This is a genomic window from Streptomyces lincolnensis, from assembly GCF_001685355.1.
Taxonomy (GTDB): Bacteria; Actinomycetota; Actinomycetes; order Streptomycetales; family Streptomycetaceae; genus Streptomyces; species Streptomyces lincolnensis.
This window is the reverse complement of sequence record NZ_CP016438.1, coordinates 8,534,832-8,559,451: the sequence shown is the minus strand read 5'-3', so window position 1 is coordinate 8,559,451 and position 24,620 is coordinate 8,534,832. Positions and strand designations below refer to the sequence as shown.

The window sequence follows — 24,620 nt, the reverse complement described above, 5'->3', positions numbered from 1 at the left end:
CTGTTGCCGTGACGGGTGACATCGGGTACGGGCGGTCGACGCCCGGTGCCCACGACCTGCGCTGGGGGACGCCCGAGCCGTACTACGCGCTGCCCGCGCCCAAGACGACCGGCAAGGAGCTGTTCCATCTCGGCCACCTGCGCGACGCGCCGGCCGGGGCGGGCACGCTGCCCGCCGAGGACGTGGTAGCGACCCTGACGGCACTGACGGCCCGGACGGTCGCCGACGCGGTGCGAGCGGTGGGCGCCACGGAGGTGATCGCCTCGGGCGGCGGGGTCCGCAATCCCGTCCTGATGGGCGCATTGGGCCGCGAGCTGCCGGGAGTGGCGCTGCGGACCTCCGACGAACCGGGGCTGCCGTCGGCGGCGAAGGAGGCGTACGCGTTCGCCGTGCTGGGGTTCCTGACGGCGCACGGGCTGCCGGGCACCGAGCCCGCGAGCACCGGGGCCCGGCACGCGAGCGTGCTCGGTTCCCTCACCCCAGGCCGGGACGGGCTGCGGCTGCCGCCGCCCGCGCGGGAGCGCCCGGTACGGCTCGTCCTCAAGTGAACGCGGCGTCCCCGCGGCTCGTACTGGAAGGTGCCGGCGCGTTCCCGGGCCGGCGCGCCCCGGAACGGCTCGATCCGGTGTGCTCGCTCTCATGCCTCTTTCACGGAGGACTCATACGGTGGGGACATGACGCAGGCGACTCCTCCCGGCTGGTACCCCGATCCGGGGCAGACAAGTGACGCTCCCGCCACCGAACGGTGGTGGGACGGCGAGGCATGGACGGACCGGACCCGGCCGGCGGGTTCGGCCGCCGCATGGGGTCCCCCGGCGCAGCCGGCCGACGGGGCGCAGCAGGCGGGGACCGAGACACAACCGGGCCAGGGGTATCCCGGCCAGGGCCATCCCGGCGGGGCGTATCCCGGGGCCCCCGGGTATCCGGACTATCCGGCGTATCCCGCGCAGCCTCCGGCGAGCCCGCGGCGCGGGCTGCGTACGGGCATCGCCGTGGGCGCGGCCGTCGTCGTCCTGGCCTGCATAGGCGTGGGCGTGTACGCCCTGGCCGGCGGCGACGACAACAGCAGCGACACCTCCAACGCGCAGCCGGGACCGGACGGTCGGGGCGGCACCGGAGGCCAGGGCGGACCCGGCGGCAACTCGGGCGGCCAGGGCGACGACGGCGGGCAGGGCGGCCCCGGCGGCGGTACGGGCGGTCAGTCGCCCGCGCCCGAGGGCTCACCGGCGCCGAAGATCGAGAGCGGTTCGGTGACCGACGCGGTCGACGGGATCAGCCTGCCCATCCCGAAGGACTGGTACGGCCAGGAGATCTCGGTCGGCGCCTCGGTCACCTCGAACGCCTCCTACAAGTGCCCGGCCGACACCTCCCAGACCTGCACCAAGGGCGGCGCCTACTCGGCGCCCGCGCTGGCGCTCGGCGCCAAGGGGGCCACGCCCGAGGCGGTCGCGAAGGCGGACATCTCCGCCGCCGCCGAGGAGTCCTACGGAGTCGAGGGCTACGGCGGGATCACCTCGCACGACGTACTGGCCTCCAAGGCGGTCACCGTCGCCGGGCAGAAGGGCTACCTGGTCCGCTGGAAGGCGGTCACCAAGCAGGGCTCCGACGGCTACGTCCAGTCGCTCGCCTTCCCCTCCCCCGCGAACCCCCAGCAGATCGTCGTCGTCCGCTTCGGGGTCGACGTCGGGGAGTCGCAGACGGTCATCGACGACATCACCAAGGGCATCAAGGCGGCACAGGGCGGCGGCAGCGGCCAGGACGTGTGACCTCGCGCCCCCGGGACGCGAGTCGGCCGGGTGGGGTTCCTCTCCGCTCAAGAGGAGCCCCACCCGGCCGGGGGGGTGCGCGCCGCCCCCGTCCCCACGGTGCGGCGCGGGCAGGTCGCCGTCCGGTCGGGCCGGAAGCGGCGGCCTGGTCTCAGGTGAGGCCGAGCGCGGGCAGCACGACCGCGTCCACGAAGCGGACCAGGTACTCCTGGTCGGCGTAGGCCCCGTCCACGACGGGCCGGGCCCGCACGACACCGAACATCTGCGCGGGGATGTACTCCAGCGCCGGATGTCCGGCGGCGATCTCCCCCCGCTCGACCCCGCGCCGCAGGATCTCCCGCAGCGCGGCGATCTCCGGGTTCACGAGCGCCTCGCGCAGCGCCTGCGCGAGTTCCGCGTCCTGGGTCACGGCATGGCCGAGCGCCTGGAGGAGCTTGGTGTCCGTCGTCGACCACCGGGCCGTGGCCCGGGCCGCCTCCCGCAGGTCCTCGGCGAGTGATCCGGTGTCGATCCCGGCCAGACGCGACTGCCGGCGGGAGCGCAGGGCGGCCACCACGAACTGCGGTTTGGTCTTCCACTGCCGGTAGAGGGTGGACTTGCTGCACCGCGTACTGGCGGCGACGCCCTCCATGGTGACGGACTCGTATCCGCACTCCTTGATCTGTTCGAGGACGGCGTCGAAGAACTCCTGCTCACGCTCGCGCGAGATCTTGGAGCGGCGCGAGGCGGCGACCGTGACCGGTCCGTCCGCGGCCTGCGACGTCATCGGCTCTCTCTCCTCGCTGCCCCTGCGGCCAGGGGCTCGCATTCCAGTGTGGCGTATGTCTATCGATACGGAAGTGTACCGGTACCCGACCGTATCGGTACACTGGCGTATCGGAACGCATTCGTATCGATGAGTTTCGCGTACCCGGAGAGTCACAAGCTCAGTCCGAACCACCGCACGCACCACCGTCAGCGAAAGGGCCGGGGGATGAATGCCCGCACCGAGCCTTCAGAAGAGAAGCCGGCCGCTGTAGCGCGACCGCCGATCGTCCGTGAGCTCCTGCTTGTCGCAGGGCTCTTCCTCGTCTACAAATTCGGCCGACAGCTCGCCACGGGCCACACCGCCGAGGCGTTCCGCAACGCGCACCGCGTGTGGGACTGGGAACGGACGCTCCATCTGCCCGGCGAGGGGTCGGTGCAGTCCGTGCTGCTGCACGGCGACACCCTGGTGCACATCGCGAACACCTACTACGCCACCGTGCACTTCCCGGCCACGGTGGCCTTCCTGGTCTGGCTGTACCTGCGGCGCCCGGCGCACTACGTGTGGGCCCGCCGGGTGCTGGCCGTGGTCACCGCCACCGCGCTGGTGGTGCACCTGGTGTTCCCGCTCGCCCCGCCCCGGATGCTGGCCGCCGTCGGACTCGTCGACACCGCCCGCGTCTACGGCCCCTCCGTGTACGGCCCGCCGCAGACCGACCACCTCTCCAACCAGTTCGCGGCGATGCCCTCGCTGCACTTCGGGTGGGCGCTGATGGTGGCGATCGGCCTGATCGTGGCGACCCGCACCCGCCTGCGCTGGCTGTGGCTGCTGCACCCGCTGCTGACCCTGCTGGTGATCGTCGGGACCGCCAACCACTACTGGCTGGACGCGATCGTGGCGGCGGCCGTCTTGGGCCTCGCGCTCGCGGTCATCCGTCCCCGGACCTCGTCCGGGAGGGCCCTCCTCTCGCTTCGCTCGCCCCACCGCACGGCCACCACGGCCGGACGCACCCCGGACGAGCTCGCGCCCACCGGCGAGCAGGCCGACGACCAGGCCCTCGTGGGAGCGGGCCGATGAACGCCACCCTGCTCGCCGTCGCCCTGTCCCTCTTCTCCGCCGTCGCCTACGCGGCCGCGGCCGTCGCCCAGGAACGGCTGGCCTCCCGCAACCCCGGCGGGGGCCTGCTGCGGATGCTCGGCTCCGGCGCCTGGTGGAGCTCGGTCCTGCTCAACGCGGCGGCAGCGCTGCTGCACGTCGTCGCCCTCAAGTACGGACCGCTCACCGTGGTCCAGCCGCTCGGCGCGCTCACCCTCGTCGCCGCGGTGCCCCTGGGCGCGCGGATCGCGGGGCGACGCGTCAGGGCGACGGAGTGGCGGGGCACCGCCTACACCCTGATCGGCCTGTCCGCGATCCTCGTCGTCGCGTCCGGCTCGGCACCCGAGAACGTCCTGAGCACGTCCGAGGCGGTGACCGTGGCGGCGGTGACGGCGGCCCTGATCGGCGTCCTGGCCCGCCCCGGCACCCGGCCGGGCCTGCGCCACGCGTCGGCCTCCGGCTTCGCCTCGGGCGTGGCCTCGGCGCTCACCCAGACGGTGACGGTCGCCGCGACGGATCGTTCCGCCTCGCTCCTGAGCGTCCAGGTCATCGGCGTCGCCGTTCTGGTCGCGGCCTTCGCCGCCGGCGGCCTGCTCCTGTCCCAGACCGCCTACCGCGGCGGCCTGGGCGCCCCTCTCGCGGTGGTCACCCTGGCCAATCCGGTCGCCGCGGCGGTCATCGGCCTGTCCCTCCTCGGCGAGGGGCTGCGCGGCGGCCCGGCGGGCGTCCTCCTGGCCCTGGCGGGAGCGGCGCTCGCGGGGTGGGGCGTGGTCCTGCTGAGCCGGGTGCCAGCACCCGCACCCACACCCACGCCCGCACCCGCGCCTCAGGTCGACGACGAGCACCCGGTGGCAGCGGTCCTGGCCCTGGAACCCTCGCTACGGGACGTGAAAGTGCCCCGGCCGACAGAACCGGGGCACCTCACAGCTCCCCTCTGAGGGGCCGACCCGTCATCCGAATCCGCGCGCGTCCTGCTTCAGCGCGGTGTCAACGGTCAACGCGGTCGCCACGACCAGGCTCAACAGCGGCTCGGGCAGCTGGTAGTGGATCTGGAGCACGTAGTTGTCCGCGGTCGTGAACATCGTCTTGGCCAGCCCCTCCCACGTCTTCGTGATCCGGGCGACCTCGTTCTCCGCGTGATCGACGATCGCGAAGTTCCAGGCCCGCCAGTTCTCCGCCTTGATCGCCCCGACCTGCTGTCCGTTGACGTTCAGCGCGAAGTTGATCTTGCCGAAGACGTTCTGCTGGACGATCTCACCCACGGGCGAGCCGTCCGGGCGCTCCACGATCACCCGTGACTTGAAGATCTTCCCCGGCCGGGTCAGCAGCATGACCGGCTGACCGTACGCGTCCCGGATCTCCAGCCTGATCTTCATGAACTGATCGATGCTGTACAGGAACCGCACGATCTTCCGGAAGGTGCTCTGCCCGACCTGGACGACCGACCCCAGCTGGTTGCCGTTCTGATCCATGACCTTGTACTCGTTGGTCAGCTCGATCAGCTTGGCCTTCTGGTTCACCACCAGCACCGGCTCGGAGAACAGGCTGCCGCCGCCGGCGCCGCTCGGCGCGACCCCGGCCTGCTGGTTCACCTGACGCTGGACGCGCGGGTCGGGACCGGCCGCCTGCTGCGGCATCTGCGCGGCCGCCTGCTGCACCGGCTGGGCCTGCGGGGTCGCCTGCTGCTGGTTGTTGGTGTGCTGGGTCCACTGCGCGCCGTCCCAGTAACGGAGCGTCTGGGGCGCCCCGTGCGGATCGGGGTACCAGCCTGCAGGTGTGTTCGAATGCGTGGTCACCGGGGCACACTACCCCGGGACCGTCGCAATCCGGCCACCTCGATGGCGGCCCCCACAGGGGCTTTACCCGGTGATTACGCGGGGGTCGCTCACGCCGGGGCGCCCGTTCTCGACATGTCCGGCGAATCGCCGCAGGAAGGCCGGGTCGGACTCGGAGACCACGGTCAGGTCGTACCAGCGCCCGCTCGCCGCGAGGTCGACGACATGCCGGACGACAGCCCCCGGCCGCACGGTGAAGGTCCTGGCCCGGCGGCCGTACCCGTCGGTGACCTTCAACCGCACCGCGCCGGAGCCCTTGTTGGTGAGGGTGAGCTCGACGTCGTCGCCGCGGTGGCGGGCGGTGACCTCGGGACCGGCCGCCTTGTTCGCGCCCCCGAAGGTGCGCAGGAACCCGTTGGGGCCGTGCACGGTCAGATCGTAGGAGCCCTTCGAGTACGCCGAGTTCCAGGTGTCCGAGATCGTCTTGCCGGCCTCGGTGGTGTAGCTCCAGGGGCCGTCGGTGCGGTTGCCGGAGGTCACCAGGAACGCGGCGCCCGCCTTGGGGCCCGAGGCGAAGGTGAGCGTGAGCTTCCCGGCCGCCGTGTCCACCGCGGCGTCCACGTGCGGGGTGTACCCGAGTGGGCGGGTCCGGCGCAGGCCGGGCTCCTGCTTGGGCAGGGCCGCGTGGGCGGGCGGGGTGGGCACGTAGTCGGGGTGGCGCTCGCGGTCCGGCGGCTCGTAGCCATCGGTGTCCGGCAGGGCGACGGGCCCGGTGTCCTTGCGGGAGAAGTCGAAGGCCGCCGTCAGGTCGCCGCAGATCGCGCGCCGCCAGGGCGAGATGTTGGGCTCGTGGACACCGAAGCGGCGCTCCATGAAGCGGAGGATCGAGGTGTGGTCGAGCGTCTCGGAGCAGACGTAACCGCCCTTGCTCCACGGGGAGACGACAAGCATCGGTACGCGCTGCCCGAGCCCGTAGGGACCGGCCACGCTCTTGCCGTCGCCCTTGAAGAGGTCCGGGCCGACGTCGACCGTGGACCTGCCCTGGTCCGCGGAGGCCGGCGGGAACGGCGGGACGACGTGGTCGAAGAAGCCGTCGTTCTCGTCGTAGGTGATGAACAGGGCCGTCTTCGCCCACACCGCCGGGTCGGAGGTGAGCGCGTCCAGGACCTGGGCGATGTACCAGGCGCCGTAGTTGGCGGGCCAGTTGGGGTGCTCGGTGAAGGCCTCGGGGGCGACGACCCAGGAGATCTGCGGCAGCTTGCCGCCCTTGACGTCGGCCTTCAGCTGGTCGAAGTAGCCCTCGCCCTTGGTGAAGTCCGTGCCGGTGCGAGCCTTGTCGTACAGCGGGTCGCCGGGCCGGGCGTCGCGGTACTGGTTGAAGTAGAGCAGCGAGTTGTCGCCGTAGTTGCCGCGGTAGGCGTCCTCGATCCAGCCCCAGGACCCCTTGGCGTCCAGGCCGTCGCCGATGTCCTGGTAGATCTTCCAGGAGATCCCGGCCTTCTCCAGACGCTCGGGGTAGGTCGTCCAGCCGTACCCCTTCTCGTCGTTGCCGAGGACCGGCCCGCCGCCCGTGCCGTCGTTGCCCGTGTAGCCCGACCACATGTAGTAGCGGTTCGGGTCGGTGGAGCCGATGAACGAGCAGTGGTACGCGTCGCAGATGGTGAAGGAGTCGGCGAGCGCGTAGTGGAAGGGGATGTCCTCGCGATTGAGGTACGCCATGGTCGTGGAGCCCTTGGAGGGGACCCATTTGTCGTACTTGCCCCCGTTGAAGGCGGCGTGGCCGTCGTTCCAGCCGTGCGGGAGGTCCTGGATGAACTGCATGCCCAGGTCGTCGGCGTCCGGACGGAAGGGCAGGACGTCCTTCGTGCCGTCGGACTGGTACCAGACCGGCTTGGTTCCCGACGCCGTGACCGGGCTCGGGTCCCCGAAGCCGCGGACACCGCGCAGGGAGCCGAAGTAGTGATCGAAGGAACGGTTCTCCTGCATCAGGACGACGATGTGCTCGACATCCTCGATCGTCCCCGTGCGGTGGTGGGCCGGGAGGGCGGCGGCCCGCTGGATGCTGTTCGACAGCGCGGTGAACGCGGTCGTGGCGCCCGCGAGTTGGAGGAATCTGCGCCGGTTTACTTCGGGCATGACGGAGGGTGCCTCTCATCCTGGGGGTACGGATGGCCGGAACATGATGAATTGTGTGCGAAGCGAGTGTTCCAAGAGCACCAAACGTCACGGAAGGGTCTGGTGGCGTTGATGTGAAGGTCGGAGGTACGGCAGGTGTGCCGGGTCCGTGGTCAGGGGAGGGTCGCGTTCGTGACAGAGACGACCCGGGCGGACTCCTCGCCTCCCCCACCGACGAAACGACCCGTGCGCCAGCTCCTCGCCGCCTCCGTGGGCAACGCCGTGGAGTGGTACGACTGGTACGCGTACACGTTCCTGGCCACCTACATCGCGGCCCAGGTCTTCCCCAAGGGCGCGGACAACTCGCTGGTGCCGTTGCTGTCGACGTTCGCGGTGTTCGCGGTCGGGTTCTTCATGCGGCCGGTCGGCGGGCTGGTGATGGGGGCCATCGCGGACCGGCACGGGCGGCGGAACGCGCTGACGGTCACCATCCTGCTGATGGGCAGCAGCAGTCTGCTGGTCGGGCTGACACCGACGTACGCGGCGGCCGGTGTGCTCGCACCCGTGGTGCTGGTCGTGGCTCGGTTGCTCCAGGGGCTGTCCGTGGGCGGCGAGTTCGCGGCGTCGACCACGTTCCTGGTGGAGTCGGCCGGTCCGGGCCGGCGCGGGCTGTTCTCCAGCTTCCAGTACGTGTCGACGACCGCCGGGCAGCTCCTTGCGTCCGGCATCGCCACCCTGCTCGTGGACACACTGAGCGACGGGCAGATGAACGGCTGGGGCTGGCGGATCCCCTTCGTCCTCGGGGCGGTGCTCAGCCTGGTCGGCTTCTGGATCCGGCAGGGTGCGCAGGAGACCCGGAGCGAGGAACAGCGCCGGGGCCCGCGCCCCGGGCTGCTGGAGGCCGTGCGCCGGCACCCCCGTGAGTCGCTGCTGATCTGCGGGATCACCGCGGGCGGCACGATCGCCTACTACACCTGGACGTCGTATCTGCCGACGTACGCCGAGCTCAACGCGGGCGTGGACAAGTCGGACGCGCTGCTCGCGGGCACGATCTCGCTCGCGTTCTTCGGGCTGCTCCAGCCGGTCGGCGGGTTGCTGTCGGACCGGTTCGGGCGGCGGCCGCTGCTGCTGTTCTTCGGGTTGGGGTTCGCGGTGCTGTGCGTGCCGCTGCTCGGCCTGCTGAACGGCTCGTTCGTGGTGCTGCTGCTGGTGCAGTGCGCGGGCATGGTGTTGCTCACCGGCTTCACGTCCATCAGCGCGGCCGTCAACGCGGAGGTGTTTCCGCCGCGGGTGCGGGCGGCGGGGATCGGGTTTCCGTATTCGCTGACGGTGGCGCTGTTCGGGGGGACGGCGCCGTATGTGGGGACGCTGCTCAAGGACATGGGCCATGCCGGGTTGTTCCCCTGGTATGTGGCCGCGCTGTGTCTGGGGTCGTCGGTGGTCTATCTGCGGTTGCCGGAGACTTCGCGGGTGGAGCTGCGCCGCTGACGGTGCCGGAACCCCTCAGGGGGCGCCGCTCAGCGCCTTCTTCGCCAGTGCCGTCCCCGCGCGCAGTGCGGCGACCGGATCGGGGGCCTCGTCCAGCTCTATGAGGACCGTGTCCGCGCCCGGCGTGCGGGACATCGCGTCGGCCCAGGCCTGCCAGTCGACGATGCCGGTGCCCAGTTCGGTCATGTAGGGCTGCTGTCGGGCGTAGATCGTGGCGTCGACGGTGAGGTGGGTGTCGATCGGGGCGGTGGCGTCCTTCCAGTGGGACAGGGCGATACGGGGGGTGTGGCGGCGGGCGACGGCGGCCGGGTCGCCGCCGGCGAGGGTGATGTGGCAGGAGTCGGGGCAGAGCCAGACGTAGCGGGGGTCGGTGAGGGTCATGAAGAGGTCGATGTCCCGCTCGTACCAGAGGGTGCTGTGGGACTCGGTGTGGAAGGCGAGCTTCACACCGTGCCGGGAGACGGCCTCGCCGACCGTGTGGGCGATGTCGGCCATGCGGCTCATGTAGGCGGCGTCGACGAAGAAGGGCGGGCGCGTGCCGAAGGTCGTCCGCATGGGGAGCCCGGTGACGAGGAGTTCGGCGCCCGCCTCGGCGAGGAACGCGGCGCGCCGCTCGGCGTCGGCGACGATCGCCGGCAGATTGTCGCCCTGCCGCCAGTCGGGGGCGTCGTCGCCCGCGACGAAGGCGCTGACGACGGACAGGCCCCGGGCGTCGAGCGCGCGGCGGAAGGCGGCGGGACTGCCGTGGGCGCGCAGGGCCGAGGCGACGTCCCCGGGAGCGAAGGTCAGCTCGATGCCGGTGACCTCGGTGGCCGCCAGGGTGTCCATGATCCGTTCCCAGAAGCCCCTCGCGTCCCGGACCGCCAGCTCGCGCACCGCTTCGGTGGAGTCCAGGCCCCAGAAGCCCGGGTGGTAGAAGGTGATGACGTCGGTCGCGAAGCGCGGGCTCACGCGGAGCCTCCCCGGGCGTTGTAGACGACGACCCCGTCCTCGGTGTCGACCGCCTTGCGGTAGGCGCGGAACACGGCGAGTGCCTCGTCGCGCAGCACGTCGTGGACGACGTCGATACCGCGTGCCTCGAACTGTTCGGCCCAGTCCGCGCCGAGCGGGCCCTCGTCGAAGGTGGTGATCTCCTCCAGTTCCGGTCCCTCGCCGGCGACCACCAGGCCGCGTACCCCGGACCACATCGTGGCGCCGTAACACTGCACGCACGGACGCCAGTTGACGACCAGCTCGTGGTCCGGCAGGCCCTCGCCGCCGAGATCCCAGCCGCCCAGCGCGGTCTGTGCCAGGCCGAGGGCGACGACCTCGGCGTGCGCGCTGGAGACGCCGGAGGTGAGGACGACGTTCACGCCGACGGAGACGATACGGCCGCTTTCGCGCTCGGCGACGAGGGCCGCGAACGGACCGCCGTCACCCTCGCGCCAGTTGCGGTCGGCGAGGCGGTGCACCAGGCGCATCCGGTCGTCGCGGTCGGGCAGGACACCGGGTGTGCCGGCGAGTTCGTCGTCGATCCACGCGGGCAGCGCCACGTGGTACTCCCTGGCGATGTCGATCACGGTCGGACCTCTCCCTGCGCGACGAGCGCGCTGTCGGGTGCGGGGCGGGCGGGGCGTACGGCGCCCTCGGTGACGGCACGGGCGGCCCGTACCGCGGTGACGGCGCCGGTCAGGGTGACGTTGGCGGCCATCGCGGTGGGAACGACTCCGTTGCCCGCGAGATACAGGTTGTCGAAGCCCCAGACCCGGCCGTCCGGGTCGCACACAGCGGTGCCGTCGTCCGTGGGGCCGCAGCGGACGGTACCCGTCAGGTGGAGGGACGAACCCGGCGGCAGCAGCGCGCACTCGGTCGCGGGGTCGAACGGGCCGAACTCCTCGGCCAGGGACCGCACTTCGTCGAGCGCCCGGCGGATCAGCGCGCGGTCGGTGTCGGAGCGGGCGAACTCGACGCGGATCCTGGGCATCCCGGCGAGGTCGGTCTCGGTGGGCGAGAACACCAGCCGGTTCTCGGGACGGGACTCGACGGGCACGTACAGCGAGAGGCCCACGGAGTGCGCGAGGGGGCGGCCGGCGGCGTCGACGTAGGTGCGGTTCATGATCTGGCCGTGGAAGGGCTGCACCGGGCCGTTGTGCGGCAGCCAGAGCGAGTCGGTGCAGAACTCGCCGGGGCGCGGCAGGGGCAGGTCGTCCGGGCCGAAGCCGAACCGGTCGAGGTCGAGCAGGACGCGGGCGCTGACGAAGGCGTGTTCGTTGAGCCCGCGGCCCAGGGCCTCGGGGCGGATACCGGAGGCGAACAGCAGCTGCGGGGTGCGCAGCGCGTCGGCGCAGACCACGACGGTGTCCGCGTGGACGTCCCACTCGGCGCCGTCGCGGACGCGGCGCAGCCGGGCGCCGGTGACCCGGCCGCCGCCGTGGACGAGGGAGGTGACGAGGGTGCCGGTCAGCAGGGTGAAGGCCGGGTCGCCGCCCGTCGCGAGCGCGGGGAAGATCGTCCCGGGGGCGGTGCGGGGCAGAGGGCCGGAGGCGGTCGTGGTGACCGCCATGGGCATGGGGCGCGGGCGTCGGTCCTCCGGTCCGAGGCCGTCGTAGCGGCGGCGCAGGACGTCGAGTACGGTCCGGCCGACCTCGGTCGGGCCGATGGCGCGGGGTGCGACCGCGAGCAGCCGGGAGGCGATGTCCAGGTCGGCGGCCCAGCGGTCCGGGTCATCGTGGTCGAACACCTCGTCCCCGGCGGGCCAAGGGGTGGCGGCGGTCCAGTGCACGCCCATGCCGCCCGCGTTCCACGCGAGGGCCGCCGCGGGCATCGCCTCGGCGTCCTCGCCGAAGGCGAGCGCGTGGAACATGCCCGGGGTCAGGGCGGTGAGGTCGTCGCCGGCCTCGCGCACGACCTCGGCTCCGGTGTACAGGCCCTGGATGCCGGTGCCGACCCGCTCGTTGTAGCGCGACCACAGGGCCGGATCGTCCACGTCGTGCAGGTGCACGCCGGGGGCCGGTCCGATGGCGGTGCCGCCGTCGGCCACGGTGATACGCAGCGCCGGATCGGTGTCGCGCAGCAGTCGGGCCACGAGGGACCCCATGATGCCGCTGCCCACGACCAGGACGTCGGTGCGGAGGGCGGTGCGGGGGGTGTGCGTCAAGTAAGGCTCCGTGAGCGTGAGGTGTGGGGGGTCACCAGCGGGCCGAACAGCTCGGTGTCCATCCGGTCGAGGGCGAGTCTGACGCCGCCGACGAGCGGGGCGTCGTGGCCCAGGGCCGTGGCCCGCAGTTCGACCGCCGGGGTGCGGGCGGCGCGCAGCGCGGCGCGTACCCGGGGCAGCAGGACGTCGGCCGCGTCCTCCAGGCCGCCGCCGAGCACGATGAGCGACGGGGCGACCGTCCAGGACAGGGTGGTGAGGATGGAGGCGATGTTCGCCACGAACTCCGCCACCTCGGCGAGCGCGTCCGCGTCGCCGGTGCGGGCGGCCTCGTACCGGGCGAGGGCGACGGCACGCCGGTCCGGCAGGGGCGAGGTGAGCCAGGCGACCGGCCGGTCCTCGACCGACCCGGCGGGGATCGAGCGCGCCTCGACGATCTCGCCCGCGGCCCCGTCGAGCCCGCGGTGCACGTCTCCCCGGATGAGGATGCCGAGGCCGGTGCGGTTGCCGAGCACGGCCCAGACGACGTTGTCGTGGTCGGCGGCCACTCCGCGCCAACGCTCCGCCAGCGCACCGAGGTTGGTGTCGTTGTCGGCGAACCAGGGCACCGGCAGGCGCCGGGCGAGTTCGTCGGGCAGGTGGACGCCCTCCCAGCGGGTGGTGTGCACCAGGCGCCGTACGACTCCCTCGTCGTCGATGGCGCCGCCGGCCGCGATCGAGCCGGCCCGCAGCCGGTCCGGTGCTCCGCCGGCGTCGTCGAGGGCGGCCAGGACCAGTTCGGCCGCGTCGTCGAGCGTGGCCGCCGGGTCCTGGTAGGCGCGCAAGGGGCGCTGTGCCCGGCCCAGGACGCGGCCGCGCACGTCGGCGACGACCGCCGACACGTCCACGGTGGTGATCCGGACCGAGGCCAACAGGGCGTGCTCGGCGCGCAGTTCGTAGCGGCGGGCGGGGCGTCCGGCCGAGCCGCCGAGGGGGACGCGGTCCAGCTCGGCCACCCATCCGGCCTCGACCAGCGAGTCCAGGATCAGCTCGATCGTACGGCGGGACAGGCCCGTCTGCTCGGCGAGTCCGGTCAGCTTCCGCGGCCCGGCCGACACCGCCAGGGCCCGCAGGACGACGGAGGTGTTGACCCGTCGTACGGCACTCTGGTTCATCCCCGCCGTCAGCATGGCCGCGCCGTGGCCCGGGTCAGGACGGTGAGCGTCGTGCTCATCGCATCCCCGTCCCCGCGATGCCCTGCACGAAGTACCGCTGAAGGCACAGGAAGAGCACGAGCACCGGCAGCATGACGACGATCGCGCCGGCGAGCAGCAGGCCGTAGTCGGTGACGTGGGCCGCCGCCTGGCTGGTGGCGGCGAGGCCGACCGGGAGGGTGTAGGTGGACATGCTCTGGGCGACGATCAGCGGCCAGACGAAGTTGTTCCACGAGGTGAGGAACGACATGATCGTGATGGTGGCGACGGCGGGACCGGCCAGCGGCAGGAAGATCCCGAAGAAGATCCGGAACTCTCCCGCGCCGTCGATGCGGGCCGCTTCGAGGAGTTCGTCGGGGACCGACAGGGCGTACTGGCGCATGATGAACACCGACATCGGCAGGGCCGCGCCGGGCAGGGCGATCCCCGCGAGGGTGTCGGCGAGCCCCAGGTCGACGGTGATGACGAACTGCGTGACGAACACGGCGGTGAACGGCACCATCAGGGCCGCCATGACCGTGCCGAACGCGAGCCGTCGGCCCGCGAAGTCGAGCTTGGCGAGGGCGTAGCCGGCGGCCGACGCGGCCGCGATGTTCCCGGCGACCACCATCGCCGCGACCACGAGGCTGTTGAGCGCGAAGCGGCCGAAGCCCTGGGTCTCGAACAGCCGGGTGAAGTTGCCGAGGGTGGGGTGGTGCGGGAGCAGGGCGCCGGGGTCGGAGCGGATCTCGTCGAGACCGCGCAGCGAACCGCTCACGCCCCAGGCGAAGGGGAGCACGGTGAGCAGGGCGCAGAGGATCAACGCGCCGTACAGGGCGGGGCGTTTCAGCGTGGTCGGCGTGAGCGCGGTCATGTGCGGGACCTCAGCAGCCTGAACTGGACGACGCTCACGACGGCCACCAGCACCAGCATCACGAAGGACGCGGCGGAGGACATCCCGAACTGGCCTGCCCCGAACTGGTGGTAGGTGTACAGCGCGACCGACTCCGTGGAGCCGAGCGGGCCGCCGTCCGTGAGGAGATACGGCTCGTCGAACACCTGGAGGTAGAAGACGGTCAGCAGGACCGAGACCATGAGGGTGGTCGGGAGCAGCAACGGCAAGGTGATGTACCGCAGTTGGCGCCACCGGCCGGCCCCGTCGAGGGCGGCGGCCTCGTACACGTCCCGCGGGATCGCCTGGAGGCCGGCGAGGAACAGCACCATCGCGGTGCCGAAGTTGCGCCAGACGCCGAGCAGGACGACGACCGGCATGGCGAGGTCCGGGTCGTCCAGCCAGTTCGGTCCGGCGAGGCCGACGGCTGCGAGCGCCTGGTTGACGGTGCCGTCCGGATGGAAGGCGTACTGCCAGATCAGCGCGGCCGCCACCACATTGGTGACGACGGGTGCGAAGAAGACCGTGCGCAGGGCGCCGCGCAGCCGCTGGATGCCGGAGTCGAGCGCGAGGGCCAGGGTGAACCCGACGCCCATGGTCAGCGGCACACCGGCGGCGACGAAGAGGGCCGTGTTGCCGATGTCCCGCAGGAAGCTGTCGTCCTGGAAGAGCCGCAGGTAGTTGTCGAGACCGGTGAAGTTCACCGCGAGCGGGGTGCGCAGATCCGCGCCGCGCAGGTCGGTGAGGCTGAAGCCGAGGGCGGCGACGGCGGGGATCGCCGTGTAGAGCAGGAAGAGGAGGGTGAACGGGGCGAGGAACAGCCAGGCGACGGCGGTGCGACGGGTGCGGGCGGCCGTGCGCGGGGCCGCTTTCGTCGTCGCGGTGGTCTCCCGGGTGGCCGGGGCGAGGGTGGTGGTCATCGGCCGCTCACTTCGTGCCGGTGCCGACGCTCTCGGCGTACGCCTGGATGTTCGCGGCCGCCTTCGCCGCGCTCTGCCGTCCCTTGGCCACGGCCTCCATCTCCTTGCCCAGCCGGGTCGCGACCTGCTGCCAGGTGCCGACCCGCGGGAAGGCACGGGTGCTCTTCAGCTGGGTGAAGTAGGCGTCGAGGAGCGGCTGCCCCTTGATCGCGGGGTCGTTCCAGGCGGAGGCTACGGCGGGCAGCGAGCTGTAGGCCCGGTACTGGGCGACCTGGCTGCTCGGCCGGGTGAGATACCGGACGAGTTTCCAGGCGGCGTCCGCGTTGCCGCTGTCGGCGGGCACGCCCCAGCTGCCGCCGGCGGCGAAGGAGACGCGGCCGGAGGCTCCGGCGGGCAGCGGGGCGGTGGCGACGTGGGAGGCCGTCCAGCCGCTCTTCCCGGCGGCGGTGTCGAGCTGGCCGATCACCCACGGGCCGGTGATCATGGCGGCCGTCTTCCCGGAGACGAAGTACGGCTGGGCGTCGAGGAAGGCGGGTCCGCCGGTGTCGGCGGCCTTCGAGGTGAAGAAGGACGCGTTGTACTCCAGGGCGTCGACCATCGCGGGCGTGTTCAGGGTCCAGCGTCCGGCGGAGGAGACCAGCGAACCGCCGGCCTGCCAGGCGTACATGGCGACGTCCTGGCCGTTGAAGACGTCCCAGCCGATGTCGGCCCCGAGGCCGCGCGTGGCGCCCGCGCCCTGGAGCGCCTTGAGGAAGGGCACCGTGGCGCCCCAGGTGGTGGGCGCCTCGACGCCCGCCTTCCTGGCGAGATCCGACCGGTAGACGAGCGCGTACGTGTACGCGTACCAGGGCACCGTGTAGGCCACGCCGCCGACGACCCCGGCGTCCCACAGGCTCGTGAAGAAGTCGTCCGGGGCCACGAGCCCCTCGGGCACGGGCCGCAGCGTCGACGGGTCGAGGAACTGGGCCTGGGACTCGGGGAAGAACTGGGCGAGGTCGGGTCCCTTGCCGGCCGCGATGGCTGACTGGAGCTTGGTGTAGTACTCGGCGTTCGGGATCAGCGTGAAGGTCACGGTGGCGTCGGGGTTCGCGGCCCTGAACGGTTTGATCACCTTGTCGAGCACGTTGGCGTCGCCCTGGGCGGCCCACACGCTGACGGTGCCGGTGGCCGGGGAGTCGTCGACGGGCCGGGCGGAGGCCTTCGCGGCCGTGGTGGCGTTCTCGCGCCCGCAGCCGGTGAGGCCGAGAGTGCCGAGGACCGCCATGCCGGCGGTCATTCTCAGAGCGTCGCGTCGGGAGAGTTCGGGCACTCGGGGCTCCTGTCCCATGCCGGGCCTGATGGACGTCAGCGACGCTAGGAAGGGTGTGTTTCGGCCACGTGGCGGGTGCCGCGCTCAATAATTTCGGAACTTGTAGCGAAATCCATTCCGGGCCGGGGAGACGGGTGTCTCCCGCCTGGTGTGGCTGACCGTCGTTCGGCGTGGGCGACTTCCTGTGCAAGGCGGTCCGCGGCCCCGAGTGGATCCGGTCCGACGCCGTCACCTCGGACTGACACCGAGCCACGGCTCCTCCGCGTCACGCCTGCCCGGGCGCTCCCGTGCGCAGCCCGTCCATGACGAGGTCCAGGAGCCGGGCGCTCTGGGCCTGCCAGTCCCCGCGGGCGTCGAGCTGCCAGATCCCGGCGATGGCCAGGATGAAGTCGTCGACGGTCACCTCCGGCCGGATGACACCGACCTCGTGACTGGCCGCCAGCAGGGTCCCGATCGCCTCGACCACCGGCGCGTACCCCGGCTGCGCCGGACCGTCCGACAACCCCACGATCTGCCGCATCACCTCCGACAGACCGATCTTGGCGACCGCGAAGCGCGCCAGCCGATCCAGCCACGCCCGCAGCGCCTCATCCGGCGCCCGGGTCTTCAGCAACTCCGCCGCACCGTCGGTGAGTTGCCGCACCTCATGCCGGTACACCTCCAGCACCAGCGCCTCACGATTAGGGAAGTTCCGGTAGAACGTGCCCTGCCCGAAGAATCCGCTCCCGGTTGCGCTGCGCGTCGACCGCTGAGGACCACCGTCCCTGGACTCCACTCCCCCTCCTCCGGGCTCACGCCCCACACCGCCGGCCGACCGGGGGCCGTCCGCCGCGTTCCTGTAGTGGACATCAGTCCGCTCACGTCCACCATGGCGCCGGTCGAGCACGGTCACCGGATCACCGCAGCCATCGCCTACCACGTGGCCGTAGCGGCGGCACCGCCGACCAGCCATGGCGATGCCCAGCTCAGAGCCTTGTGCGACACGCTTCAGCTAGGTCTTGGCGGTGAGGCGGCGAATACGAGCAGCGCCACAAGTGTCGCGATGCCCGTCAGCACGAGGGCCACCAACTTCGGCATCCACGTCATGACCCACTCCACGACCTGGTAGATCGTAGTGATGAAGAGCAGCACGACCGTGCCGTACAGCGGCACCCCCATGCTCACTCCCACGACCGCGCCGGCGATCCAGAAACGGCCCCAGAGCAGCGCCAGCGCCAGCGGGATCACGACCGCGCCCGACAGCCCACCGACGAGCTCGTAGTGCCACGGCCGGTCGCCCATCCAGGGCAAATTCGGGATCTCGTAGCGCGGCCGGTCCCCCATCCAGGGCAGATTCGGAATGCGGATCGCGACGTCGATGAGGTCGAAGAACGCCCAGAAGCCCAGGGCTGCGACCACCCCGAGAGTTAGGACCACGGGCGGGCGGTAACACCACTTCCATTTCGCCGATCCCCCGCGGTCGAGCATCGTCGACATCGTCACCGCCGACCAGATCAGCCACCGCCGGATCAGCTTGGTGCCGGCGTCCGCCATCGCGTCGCGCAATACGCGGTCGGCCTCCACACGGGACACGGTGTGGTTCTTGGTTGACGTGTACTCCTTATTGCCCGGCGGGTGGATCAGTCCGTCGTGCAGCAACGTGGCCGGAAGGTGCTCCCCGGTCTTCGGCACGAGCCAGGTGAAGAGCGTCGGCACCGAGGTCAGGTCGCTTTTCCAGATGCGGGTCTGCCGGGGGACCAGGAGCTCGCCGAGGTGCCGGTCCCTGTAGGCGATGCGGCGCACCATCCTGAAACGCTCGCGGCCCTCCTCGGTACACCGGACCAGCTCGATCAGGGCCGGGGAACCAAAGCGAGCCTCCTCTCCCCCTTTCCCCTCGACAGCATCGACGCCACCGTCGTAGAACCGGAGCGGCTGCGGGGTGAACGGGAAATCGGGTTCGATCCCAGAGAAGTCGTCGTCCGCGGACATGTATACCTCCCTCCCACCACACGGGTTCGTAACCCTTCTTTTCCGGCGAACGGCTGCCGGTATCGGCCTCCTGGCAATCTGTCATCCAAGCGCCCTCACGGGCGTCCTCCTCCCGTGGTTCGGCGAGCCCGCGACCCCGGACCGAGTTCGGGAGTTTCTTCACCGGCACTCCCGGCTCACCAACACGGGTGACGCCCTCGTAAGATCACCGCGGTTTGCGGCCGGTGATCGGTCCTCGGGCCTGGCAGGGCGGCTCCGGCGTGCTGGTCGCCTCGGCGAGTGCGAGTTGACCGCCCTTCAGCCCGGCCCTTCATTCGGAGGGACAGGATCGATGTCCTCTCCGTTCCACTTCAGGACGATCGTCGACAGATGTGCGGTGGCAACGTCCACGAGTTCCCTGGGGGTCACGCGGATCTCCACGTCGTCCACGCCGACGTCCACGATCGCGCACTTCACCTCGATCGTGACCTCGGGCAGTGTCATACGAGGCACCCGCGCCTCACGCAGGAGCGGTTCGGCCGCGTACTTACGGGCGACTTCCACAGAGGCGAGATCGCTGTGGGCCCTTCCACGCACCAGGCCGACTCCGAGCCCTCCGACGAATTCCGACAGGCGGGTCATTCCGTGATCTTCTCCTGGATCATCGACTCCAGGATGCCGAGCACTTTCGCCATGCCGCCGGGCAGTTCCTCCTGAACGGCGCGGGCCTTGACCCCCATGGAATACGAACGAGTGTCCTTGCTTCCTTCCTTGGTGTCGCGCTGATAGGCGAAGCTCGCCTTGATACGAGCCGACCCCCATCCCCAGGACGCCTCGGCGTCGGCGTCGATGCCCACCTTGATCTGCTCGTCCACCTGCCGGAACTGCACCGAGTCGATCTTCGCGAGGAAGTCGATGTTCACCTCGTCGATCCGCAGATACGGAATGGGCAGGATGGACAGCAGCGGCACGGTCAGCGAGGCGGGTTTCTCCTCCACACCGTTGCCGTTCGCCGTGGCCACCTGCTTCTTGTAGCTGAAGGTCACGGTCGCGGGTTCGCCGGTCGTCGTGTCGCCCGGGGTCCCGCCGCCCGCTGGCGGTTGGCGGAATCCCACCTGCTTGACGAAGTTCACCGTCGCCAGAGCGGACTGCACCTGTGCGTGTACGGCGGCCACCATCGGGCCCCCGATGAGACTTTCGAAATTCAGCGACGACAGCTCGCTACCCGGATCAGGCATCATTCCTCCTTGTTGTCGTTGAGAGGCCGTGGCGCCCCGTGCGCTGCCGCGCGGAGTACAGGCCGCCGCGCCCCTGAGGCTGCTCTGTCAAGACAGCTGCTTCAGGAAGGCCTTCCGTGGGGTGGCCGGCCCACGCCTGTGGAATGGCCCGAGTGCCTCATCCCGCAGGCGTGGCTTGTTTGTTCAGACGGAGGTGGGCACGAAGACGCCCGGAGCGAACCAGCTCATGCTGATGTAGATGCCCTGACCTCGGTCAAGGGCGCGCAGCGCCTCGTGCGTACCAGCGACGAACAGGCCGATCAGCAGAATCCACGGCTGTACGGGGCTGGGAATGCTGCCGCCGACGGTGACCACCAGGTCGTTGACCGTGTCCGCTGCGTCGAGGATCTGCCGCAGCGTGTCGTGGTCGATCTGTAGGTGGAAGCCCCACCAGAATTCCCGCACCGTCACACCGGGCGCACCGGCGCCGACCAGTGCCATGTCGATGCTGTTCGCCCCGGCGAAGAGGGGTGTCGGGGTAGTGAGGAGGGGGCCGTCTACCGCGCCGGCGTTCAGTGGGACCCGCTTGGCGAGTTCGAGGGACACCACGGGCCAGTTGTCGTGCTCCGTTGTAGTGGCCATGCTCATGTGCTCCTTTCTTGCTGGTCGGATGGTCGGTCAGGCCACCACTTCGTAGACGAGGGTGTAGCTGGCCCCGTCGGCGTTGAATTCCGCCGACTTCTGCCCGGTGCCGGCCTGGGTGGAGTTGACGAAGTGCACTCCCAACAGGTCGTCGGGGTCCAGCCACCAGCCGAGGTCCTTGTCCCAGACCTCGATACGCATCCGCGAGTCGGTGCCAAAAGGGGCGTCGAGGTTGATGTCCCAGGTCTGATGGTTGTTCATGGGACGGTGGGCCTCGCCGTAGCGGGTGCCGAAGATCTTGACGAGCACCTCATCGCCCCCCATCCAGTCCTCGGTGGCGTTGCAGGTGAGAGTCAGCAGTCGTGCGGTGGGCATAGTGGTGTCCTTCGTGTGGTGGCCGGCCGGTGCTTCACCGGTTGGCTGGTGGGTGGGCTTTTTTCGATCCCGCTCGTCGGGGCAGAGCCTTGGTCTGGGAGGTGCGTGTCCTGCGGCGAGTCCTGGATCATCAGTTGCGGGAAGGTTTTGCGTCCGAACCGCTGCACGACCCTTCCGAAGCGGGGCGCTCAGCGGACGATCGTGCTACGTCCGGCCGCGAGCCCGGCGAACGCGATCAGCAGCCACACCGGCCCGACCACGCCCTGGAAGCCGGGCAGCCCGGTCGCCCCCGCGAAGACCGTCACCGCCAGCACCGGCAGCAGGCTCAGCACACCGATCCAGCGCGATACCGTGCGTTCGCGCAGAGCCATCCACGCGATCGCCCCGGCCGCCACGACCACACCCAGCCAGCCGATGTAACCCCCGAAGTCATTGAGCATGAAGTACACGAATAGGCCGTCGTCGCCGAAGGACTTTTCATTCATCCCCGCCGGCAGATAGATGGCCAGCGCTCCCTTCCAGCCGTAGCCGTACGTCAGGCCGGCCGCCGAGGCCGTCAGCGCGCCGCTCACCACATGCGCCGCCGTACTGCCCGGCACCCGCGGTTCCACCTGCCGCCGCCAGGCCGCTGCCAGTACAAGCAGGAGGGCGACGGTGGCGAACCCCGCCACCAGCCCCAGGTGGGCGGTACCGCGAGAGAGCTCGCCCAGGATGGACGCGTCGACGCGTTCTGTCTCCACGACGCCGCTCCGCGGATCGGCGACGAACGTAGCAACGACACCGAGCAGGCCTGCCGCAACCCCGTAGAGCGGCCACTTGGCCCGCCCATTGCCGCCACCGGACCGGACCGCGCCGGCCATTGCTCCCGGATCCACTGCTGCCATGACCCTCAACTCCCTTGGGTGTGACCGGTTGAGCAGCACTGTCCACGCGGCGGCGTCCCGGGCAACAGGGACACCAGTCCCTTTCGCCCGGGATATCCGTACGCCACCATGTCCCCATGGGCCGGGGGGACCGAGGAAGCCGACGGGACCGCGCGCTGCGCCGTGCCGCGTACGCCGTCGCGGGAGTCGGCGCCGCGAGCTGCGTTGCCACCGCGCCGGCGCACGCGGCGCTGTCCCGGCAGGTCGAGCTCAGCGAGCTGATCTGGAGCGATCTGGTACTGGGCACGGTGTGGCCACTGCTCGGCGCGGCGGTGGCCCGCGTCCAGCCGCGCAATCGGCTGGTCTGGCTGATGATGGCGCCCGCGCTGATCGGCCCGTACCACCTGCTCACCTACTACGCCGGCTATTCGCAGCTGGTCGCTGAACACCCCCTGCCCGGCTGGCAGTTCGGGGCCTGGCTGGGCTGCTGGGGGTTCGTGGTCTACTTCTTCGCGACCCCTCTGGTGCCGCTGTTCTTCCCGTACGGACGGCTCGGCACCCGCCCGCGCCGGGTGCTCGCGTGGACCGTCATCGCCGTCGCCACGACCGGCACCCTCGCCGCGATGCTGCGTCCGAGCGGCACCGATCCGGTGCCCGCCCTGGCCAACCCGCTGGCTGTACGGGGGGCGGAGTGGCTGCACACTGTCATGTACGCGTCCTCCGCTATATGCATGGCCGCCGGCACCGCCGCGGCATGCTTCTTCATGGTGCTACGCACCCGTGCGGCACGCGGCGTGGAGCGCTCCCAGCTGCAGTGGCTGATGCTCGGCGGTCTCCTGATGACCATCACGTTCACCGGCGCGGGCTTCACCACCGGGCAACTTCCTCAGTTGCTGACCGACCTGCTGATGGTGGCCGGGCTGCTCGGCCCACCGGCGGGTATCGCCGTGGCGATGCTGCGCCACCGCCTCTACGACGTCGAGGTGGTACTCAGCCGGGCCATCGTCTTCACCCTGCTGAGCGGACTGGTCCTTGGCGTCTATCTGGCTGTCGTCGCGGGCGTGGGAACCCTCGCGCCCGGTTCGCTTGGCGGCACGGCCGCGATCGCCGCGGCCGCGCTTCTTGCGGCAGCCGGGCGCGGGGCGGTCCAATCGGCCGTGGACCGGCTGCTGTTCGGACACCGCCACGATCCGTACGCAGTGATGGCCCGCGTCGGCCGCCACCTCGCCCCCGCCTCGGAACCAGCCGAGGCCATGCGACTCCTGGTCGACGAACTCCGCCGCGCACTGCGCCTGCCGTACGCGGCATTCACCGGACCGGCCGTGACGGCGACCTCCGGCATACCCGTTCCCGGTGCGGGCTGGCGGACCGTGCCCTGCCTGGCGCTCGGCCGCCGGGTCGGCGAACTTCACCTGGGGCGGCGGCGTACTGCTGAGCCCTGGACCGCGCAGCAGCGGGCCGCGGCCGAGGAGGTCGCGGCGCGGGCAGCGACCCTCGCGTACGCGGCGGGGCTCGTCGAGGACGTGGCCCGCAGCCGGTCCCACATCGTCGCCGTCCGGGAGGAGGAACGCCGCCGGCTCCGCGCCGACCTCCACGACGGCGTCGGCCCCTCCCTGGCCGGTACCGCCCACCAGCTGGACTCCCTGGCCCGCAGGGCCACTGACCCCGGGCTCGCGGACGCCATCAGGGTGGTGCGGGACCGGCTGCGCACGACAGTCGGTGATCTGCGCACCGTCGTGAACGGCCTGCGCCCCGCCGTGCTCGACCAACTCGGCCTCTGCGGCGCGCTACGGGAACTGCTTGCCGGCTACGACGTTCCCGCCTGCCGCTGCTCGGTCACCTCTGCCTGCGCCGAACTCCCCGCCTCCGTCGAGGTGGCGGCGTACGCGATAGCGGCCGAAGCGGTGGGCAACGCCCTCAAGCACAGCGCATCGGGCCGTCTCACCCTCACCGCCCACGTCACCGCCGGGTTTCTCGTTCTGACCGTCGAGGACAACGGCTGCGGCATCCCGCCCCGGCACCGTGCGGGTGTGGGCCTGCGCAGCATGAGCGAACGCGCGGCGGAGGTCGGTGGCCGGCTGGCGATCACCCCGACCCCGGGCGGCGGCACCTCGGTGCAGGCCAGGGTGCCGCTCCCTCAAGAGGCGACACGTGCCACTGCCTGACCGACCCGCGAGCGCCCCGTGGGGGACGCCGAAACAGGAGGGGGCGAGATGAGCCAGCCGCAGCCTGTGACCGTCCTCGTCGTCGACGACCATCCCATCTTCCGGGCGGGGATGGCGACGGTACTCGGCGACCTGCCCGGCGTCACCGTCGTCGGGGAGGCCTCCGACGGGGCCGAAGCCGTTGCCGCCGCCGCACGGCTGCTGCCGCACATCGTGCTCATGGATCTGCGCATGCCCGGGGTCGGCGGTCTCGAGGCGACCGCCCGGATCACCACCGTCCATCCCGAGGTCGCGGTCGTCGTCCTCACCATGGACGAGGACGACGACTCGGTCTTCGCGGCGCTGCGCGCAGGGGCCTGCGGGTATCTGCTGAAGGAGGCCGACGGCGCGGACGTCCACCGGGCCCTGCTGGGCGCCGCACGCGGCGAAGCCGTCTTCGGCCCCCGCATCGCCCAGCGGGTACTCGCCCACTTCGCCTCGCCGCACGCGGCCCGGGACACGCTGCCCTTCCCCCAACTCACCGACCGGGAGCGACAGATCCTCGACCTGCTCTCCCGCGGCCTGGACAACACATCGATCGCCCGTCACCTGTCCCTCTCCGAAAAGACGGTACGTAACCGGGTCAGCGACGTCCTGGCCAAACTCCGCGCGCGTACCCGCGCGGAAGCCGTAGCCCTGGCCCGGGACGCAGGCCTCGGCCTGCCGTGAGGCCACAGAACGCCGACGGGATGCGGTGACGATGTGCATCACCAGCCCGAACGACCATCAGGAAAATACCGAGGACTGCGGCTGCCCAGCCGCTGCGGGACGAGGGCTTAGGAGTCGCCGAGGCGCCCGAACACCCTCCGTACGGCAGACCCGGTCAGCCGACCACGCGGATTTTCGCCGGCGGGCGGAGCCCCTCCTGATCCGACGGCACGCTGTCTCGTTGCTGCGCGAGGTTGGGCCCGCCCGTCGGGCGTGGTACCCGGGCGATCAGTGCGGCCGAGGGTGTCACGACC

Annotated in this window: 22 protein-coding genes and 2 pseudogenes; 7 read left to right on the top strand and 17 right to left on the bottom strand. The window is 71.1% G+C overall.

The annotated features are described in order from the left end of the window. Nucleotides 1-74: 74 nt before the first annotated feature. A pseudogene (locus SLINC_RS37770) lies at nucleotides 75-548 on the top strand (anhydro-N-acetylmuramic acid kinase); the annotation flags it as partial. A gap of 126 nt (nucleotides 549-674) precedes the next feature. Continuing rightward, nucleotides 675-1,766: a DUF2510 domain-containing protein gene (locus tag SLINC_RS37765; protein WP_067442926.1), complete on the top strand. Its 1,092-nt coding sequence runs from the start codon at nucleotides 675-677 to the stop codon at nucleotides 1,764-1,766. A 151-nt stretch (nucleotides 1,767-1,917) separates the two neighbouring features. Here the strand turns inward: SLINC_RS37765 and SLINC_RS37760 are convergent, their stop codons facing one another. Then, nucleotides 1,918-2,532, bottom strand: a complete 615-nt coding sequence (locus tag SLINC_RS37760; protein WP_067442925.1) for a TetR/AcrR family transcriptional regulator — start codon at nucleotides 2,530-2,532, stop codon at nucleotides 1,918-1,920. Between the two features lie 207 nt (nucleotides 2,533-2,739). Between SLINC_RS37760 and SLINC_RS37755 the strand changes: the two genes are divergently transcribed. Further along, nucleotides 2,740-3,588, top strand: a complete 849-nt coding sequence (locus SLINC_RS37755; RefSeq protein WP_067442924.1) for a phosphatase PAP2 family protein — start codon at nucleotides 2,740-2,742, stop codon at nucleotides 3,586-3,588. Then, nucleotides 3,585-4,544: a DMT family protein gene (locus SLINC_RS37750; protein WP_067442923.1), complete on the top strand. Its 960-nt coding sequence runs from the start codon at nucleotides 3,585-3,587 to the stop codon at nucleotides 4,542-4,544. Before SLINC_RS37755 ends, SLINC_RS37750 begins: the two co-directional genes overlap by 4 nt. A 12-nt stretch (nucleotides 4,545-4,556) precedes the next feature. On the opposite strand, the gene SLINC_RS37745 is transcribed toward SLINC_RS37750, so the two are convergent. Further along, nucleotides 4,557-5,402, bottom strand: coding sequence for an LURP-one-related family protein (locus tag SLINC_RS37745; protein ID WP_067442922.1), 846 nt, complete (start codon nucleotides 5,400-5,402; stop codon nucleotides 4,557-4,559). A gap of 63 nt (nucleotides 5,403-5,465) precedes the next feature. Then, complete coding sequence (locus SLINC_RS37740) at nucleotides 5,466-7,517, bottom strand: phosphocholine-specific phospholipase C (RefSeq protein ID WP_067442921.1); 2,052 nt, start codon at nucleotides 7,515-7,517, stop codon at nucleotides 5,466-5,468. Between the two features lie 171 nt (nucleotides 7,518-7,688). Between SLINC_RS37740 and SLINC_RS37735 the strand changes: the two genes are divergently transcribed. Beyond that, a complete protein-coding gene (locus SLINC_RS37735) occupies nucleotides 7,689-8,984 on the top strand; it encodes an MFS transporter (protein ID WP_067442920.1) in 1,296 nt (431 codons plus the stop codon). A gap of 15 nt (nucleotides 8,985-8,999) precedes the next feature. Here SLINC_RS37735 and SLINC_RS37730 read toward each other — a convergent pair whose 3' ends face one another. The 14 genes and pseudogenes from SLINC_RS37730 to SLINC_RS37665 all read right to left on the bottom strand — a co-directional run bounded on the left by SLINC_RS37730 (nucleotide 9,000) and on the right by SLINC_RS37665 (nucleotide 21,475). Then, nucleotides 9,000-9,935, bottom strand: coding sequence for a sugar phosphate isomerase/epimerase family protein (locus SLINC_RS37730; RefSeq protein ID WP_067442919.1), 936 nt, complete (start codon nucleotides 9,933-9,935; stop codon nucleotides 9,000-9,002). Beyond that, nucleotides 9,932-10,543: a nucleoside deaminase gene (locus tag SLINC_RS37725; RefSeq protein ID WP_067442918.1), complete on the bottom strand. Its 612-nt coding sequence runs from the start codon at nucleotides 10,541-10,543 to the stop codon at nucleotides 9,932-9,934. The genes SLINC_RS37730 and SLINC_RS37725 overlap by 4 nt, the downstream gene beginning before the upstream one ends. Then, complete coding sequence (locus tag SLINC_RS37720; protein ID WP_182449328.1) at nucleotides 10,540-12,060, bottom strand: GMC oxidoreductase; 1,521 nt, start codon at nucleotides 12,058-12,060, stop codon at nucleotides 10,540-10,542. Before SLINC_RS37720 ends, SLINC_RS37725 begins: the two co-directional genes overlap by 4 nt. A gap of 56 nt (nucleotides 12,061-12,116) precedes the next feature. Next, nucleotides 12,117-13,286 (bottom strand): ROK family transcriptional regulator, encoded by a 1,170-nt coding sequence (locus tag SLINC_RS37715; RefSeq protein ID WP_067442916.1) that lies wholly within the window; start codon nucleotides 13,284-13,286, stop codon nucleotides 12,117-12,119. Between the two features lie 40 nt (nucleotides 13,287-13,326). After that, nucleotides 13,327-14,163 (bottom strand): carbohydrate ABC transporter permease, encoded by an 837-nt coding sequence (locus SLINC_RS37710; protein WP_067442915.1) that lies wholly within the window; start codon nucleotides 14,161-14,163, stop codon nucleotides 13,327-13,329. Next, nucleotides 14,160-15,101: a carbohydrate ABC transporter permease gene (locus SLINC_RS37705; protein ID WP_067442914.1), complete on the bottom strand. Its 942-nt coding sequence runs from the start codon at nucleotides 15,099-15,101 to the stop codon at nucleotides 14,160-14,162. Before SLINC_RS37705 ends, SLINC_RS37710 begins: the two co-directional genes overlap by 4 nt. A gap of 7 nt (nucleotides 15,102-15,108) precedes the next feature. Beyond that, nucleotides 15,109-16,410, bottom strand: coding sequence for an extracellular solute-binding protein (locus SLINC_RS37700; RefSeq protein WP_067442913.1), 1,302 nt, complete (start codon nucleotides 16,408-16,410; stop codon nucleotides 15,109-15,111). Between the two features lie 265 nt (nucleotides 16,411-16,675). Further along, a pseudogene (locus tag SLINC_RS37695) lies at nucleotides 16,676-17,185 on the bottom strand (TetR/AcrR family transcriptional regulator). A 212-nt stretch (nucleotides 17,186-17,397) separates the two neighbouring features. After that, entirely contained in the window at nucleotides 17,398-18,378 is a 981-nt protein-coding gene (locus SLINC_RS37690) for a DUF1353 domain-containing protein (protein WP_067442912.1), read from the bottom strand. Between the two features lie 297 nt (nucleotides 18,379-18,675). Then, nucleotides 18,676-18,999 carry a hypothetical protein gene (locus tag SLINC_RS37685; protein ID WP_067442911.1) on the bottom strand — a complete coding sequence of 108 codons (324 nt, stop codon included), beginning with the start codon at nucleotides 18,997-18,999 and terminating at the stop codon, nucleotides 18,676-18,678. Beyond that, nucleotides 18,996-19,595 carry a DUF2589 domain-containing protein gene (locus tag SLINC_RS37680; protein ID WP_067446129.1) on the bottom strand — a complete coding sequence of 200 codons (600 nt, stop codon included), beginning with the start codon at nucleotides 19,593-19,595 and terminating at the stop codon, nucleotides 18,996-18,998. The genes SLINC_RS37685 and SLINC_RS37680 overlap by 4 nt, the downstream gene beginning before the upstream one ends. Before the next feature lie 183 nt (nucleotides 19,596-19,778). Beyond that, complete coding sequence (locus SLINC_RS37675) at nucleotides 19,779-20,216, bottom strand: thioredoxin domain-containing protein (RefSeq protein WP_152039047.1); 438 nt, start codon at nucleotides 20,214-20,216, stop codon at nucleotides 19,779-19,781. A gap of 36 nt (nucleotides 20,217-20,252) precedes the next feature. Further along, complete coding sequence (locus SLINC_RS37670; protein WP_067442909.1) at nucleotides 20,253-20,591, bottom strand: C2 domain-containing protein; 339 nt, start codon at nucleotides 20,589-20,591, stop codon at nucleotides 20,253-20,255. A gap of 188 nt (nucleotides 20,592-20,779) precedes the next feature. Then, nucleotides 20,780-21,475: a hypothetical protein gene (locus SLINC_RS37665; protein WP_067442908.1), complete on the bottom strand. Its 696-nt coding sequence runs from the start codon at nucleotides 21,473-21,475 to the stop codon at nucleotides 20,780-20,782. Between the two features lie 116 nt (nucleotides 21,476-21,591). Between SLINC_RS37665 and SLINC_RS37660 the strand changes: the two genes are divergently transcribed. Further along, nucleotides 21,592-23,619, top strand: coding sequence for a sensor histidine kinase (locus SLINC_RS37660; RefSeq protein WP_067442907.1), 2,028 nt, complete (start codon nucleotides 21,592-21,594; stop codon nucleotides 23,617-23,619). A 48-nt stretch (nucleotides 23,620-23,667) separates the two neighbouring features. Next, nucleotides 23,668-24,327, top strand: a complete 660-nt coding sequence (locus SLINC_RS37655; RefSeq protein ID WP_067442906.1) for a response regulator — start codon at nucleotides 23,668-23,670, stop codon at nucleotides 24,325-24,327. The last annotated feature ends 293 nt before the right edge of the window (nucleotides 24,328-24,620 follow it).

Coding starts and splice junctions, on each gene's coding strand:
- SLINC_RS37680 (WP_067446129.1), bottom strand. CDS start 19,595: ATGCCTGATCCGGGTAGCGAGCTGTCGTCGCTGAATTTCGAAAGTCTC.
- SLINC_RS37750 (WP_067442923.1), top strand. CDS start 3,585: ATGAACGCCACCCTGCTCGCCGTCGCCCTGTCCCTCTTCTCCGCCGTC.
- SLINC_RS37655 (WP_067442906.1), top strand. CDS start 23,668: ATGAGCCAGCCGCAGCCTGTGACCGTCCTCGTCGTCGACGACCATCCC.
- SLINC_RS37740 (WP_067442921.1), bottom strand. CDS start 7,517: ATGCCCGAAGTAAACCGGCGCAGATTCCTCCAACTCGCGGGCGCCACG.
- SLINC_RS37760 (WP_067442925.1), bottom strand. CDS start 2,532: ATGACGTCGCAGGCCGCGGACGGACCGGTCACGGTCGCCGCCTCGCGC.
- SLINC_RS37675 (WP_152039047.1), bottom strand. CDS start 20,216: ATGGCCACTACAACGGAGCACGACAACTGGCCCGTGGTGTCCCTCGAA.
- SLINC_RS37685 (WP_067442911.1), bottom strand. CDS start 18,999: ATGACCCGCCTGTCGGAATTCGTCGGAGGGCTCGGAGTCGGCCTGGTG.
- SLINC_RS37660 (WP_067442907.1), top strand. CDS start 21,592: ATGGGCCGGGGGGACCGAGGAAGCCGACGGGACCGCGCGCTGCGCCGT.
- SLINC_RS37720 (WP_182449328.1), bottom strand. CDS start 12,060: ATGGGGTCCCTCGTGGCCCGACTGCTGCGCGACACCGATCCGGCGCTG.
- SLINC_RS37705 (WP_067442914.1), bottom strand. CDS start 15,101: ATGACCACCACCCTCGCCCCGGCCACCCGGGAGACCACCGCGACGACG.
- SLINC_RS37710 (WP_067442915.1), bottom strand. CDS start 14,163: ATGACCGCGCTCACGCCGACCACGCTGAAACGCCCCGCCCTGTACGGC.
- SLINC_RS37765 (WP_067442926.1), top strand. CDS start 675: ATGACGCAGGCGACTCCTCCCGGCTGGTACCCCGATCCGGGGCAGACA.
- SLINC_RS37715 (WP_067442916.1), bottom strand. CDS start 13,286: ATGCTGACGGCGGGGATGAACCAGAGTGCCGTACGACGGGTCAACACC.
- SLINC_RS37690 (WP_067442912.1), bottom strand. CDS start 18,378: ATGTCCGCGGACGACGACTTCTCTGGGATCGAACCCGATTTCCCGTTC.
- SLINC_RS37670 (WP_067442909.1), bottom strand. CDS start 20,591: ATGCCCACCGCACGACTGCTGACTCTCACCTGCAACGCCACCGAGGAC.
- SLINC_RS37755 (WP_067442924.1), top strand. CDS start 2,740: ATGAATGCCCGCACCGAGCCTTCAGAAGAGAAGCCGGCCGCTGTAGCG.
- SLINC_RS37665 (WP_067442908.1), bottom strand. CDS start 21,475: ATGGCAGCAGTGGATCCGGGAGCAATGGCCGGCGCGGTCCGGTCCGGT.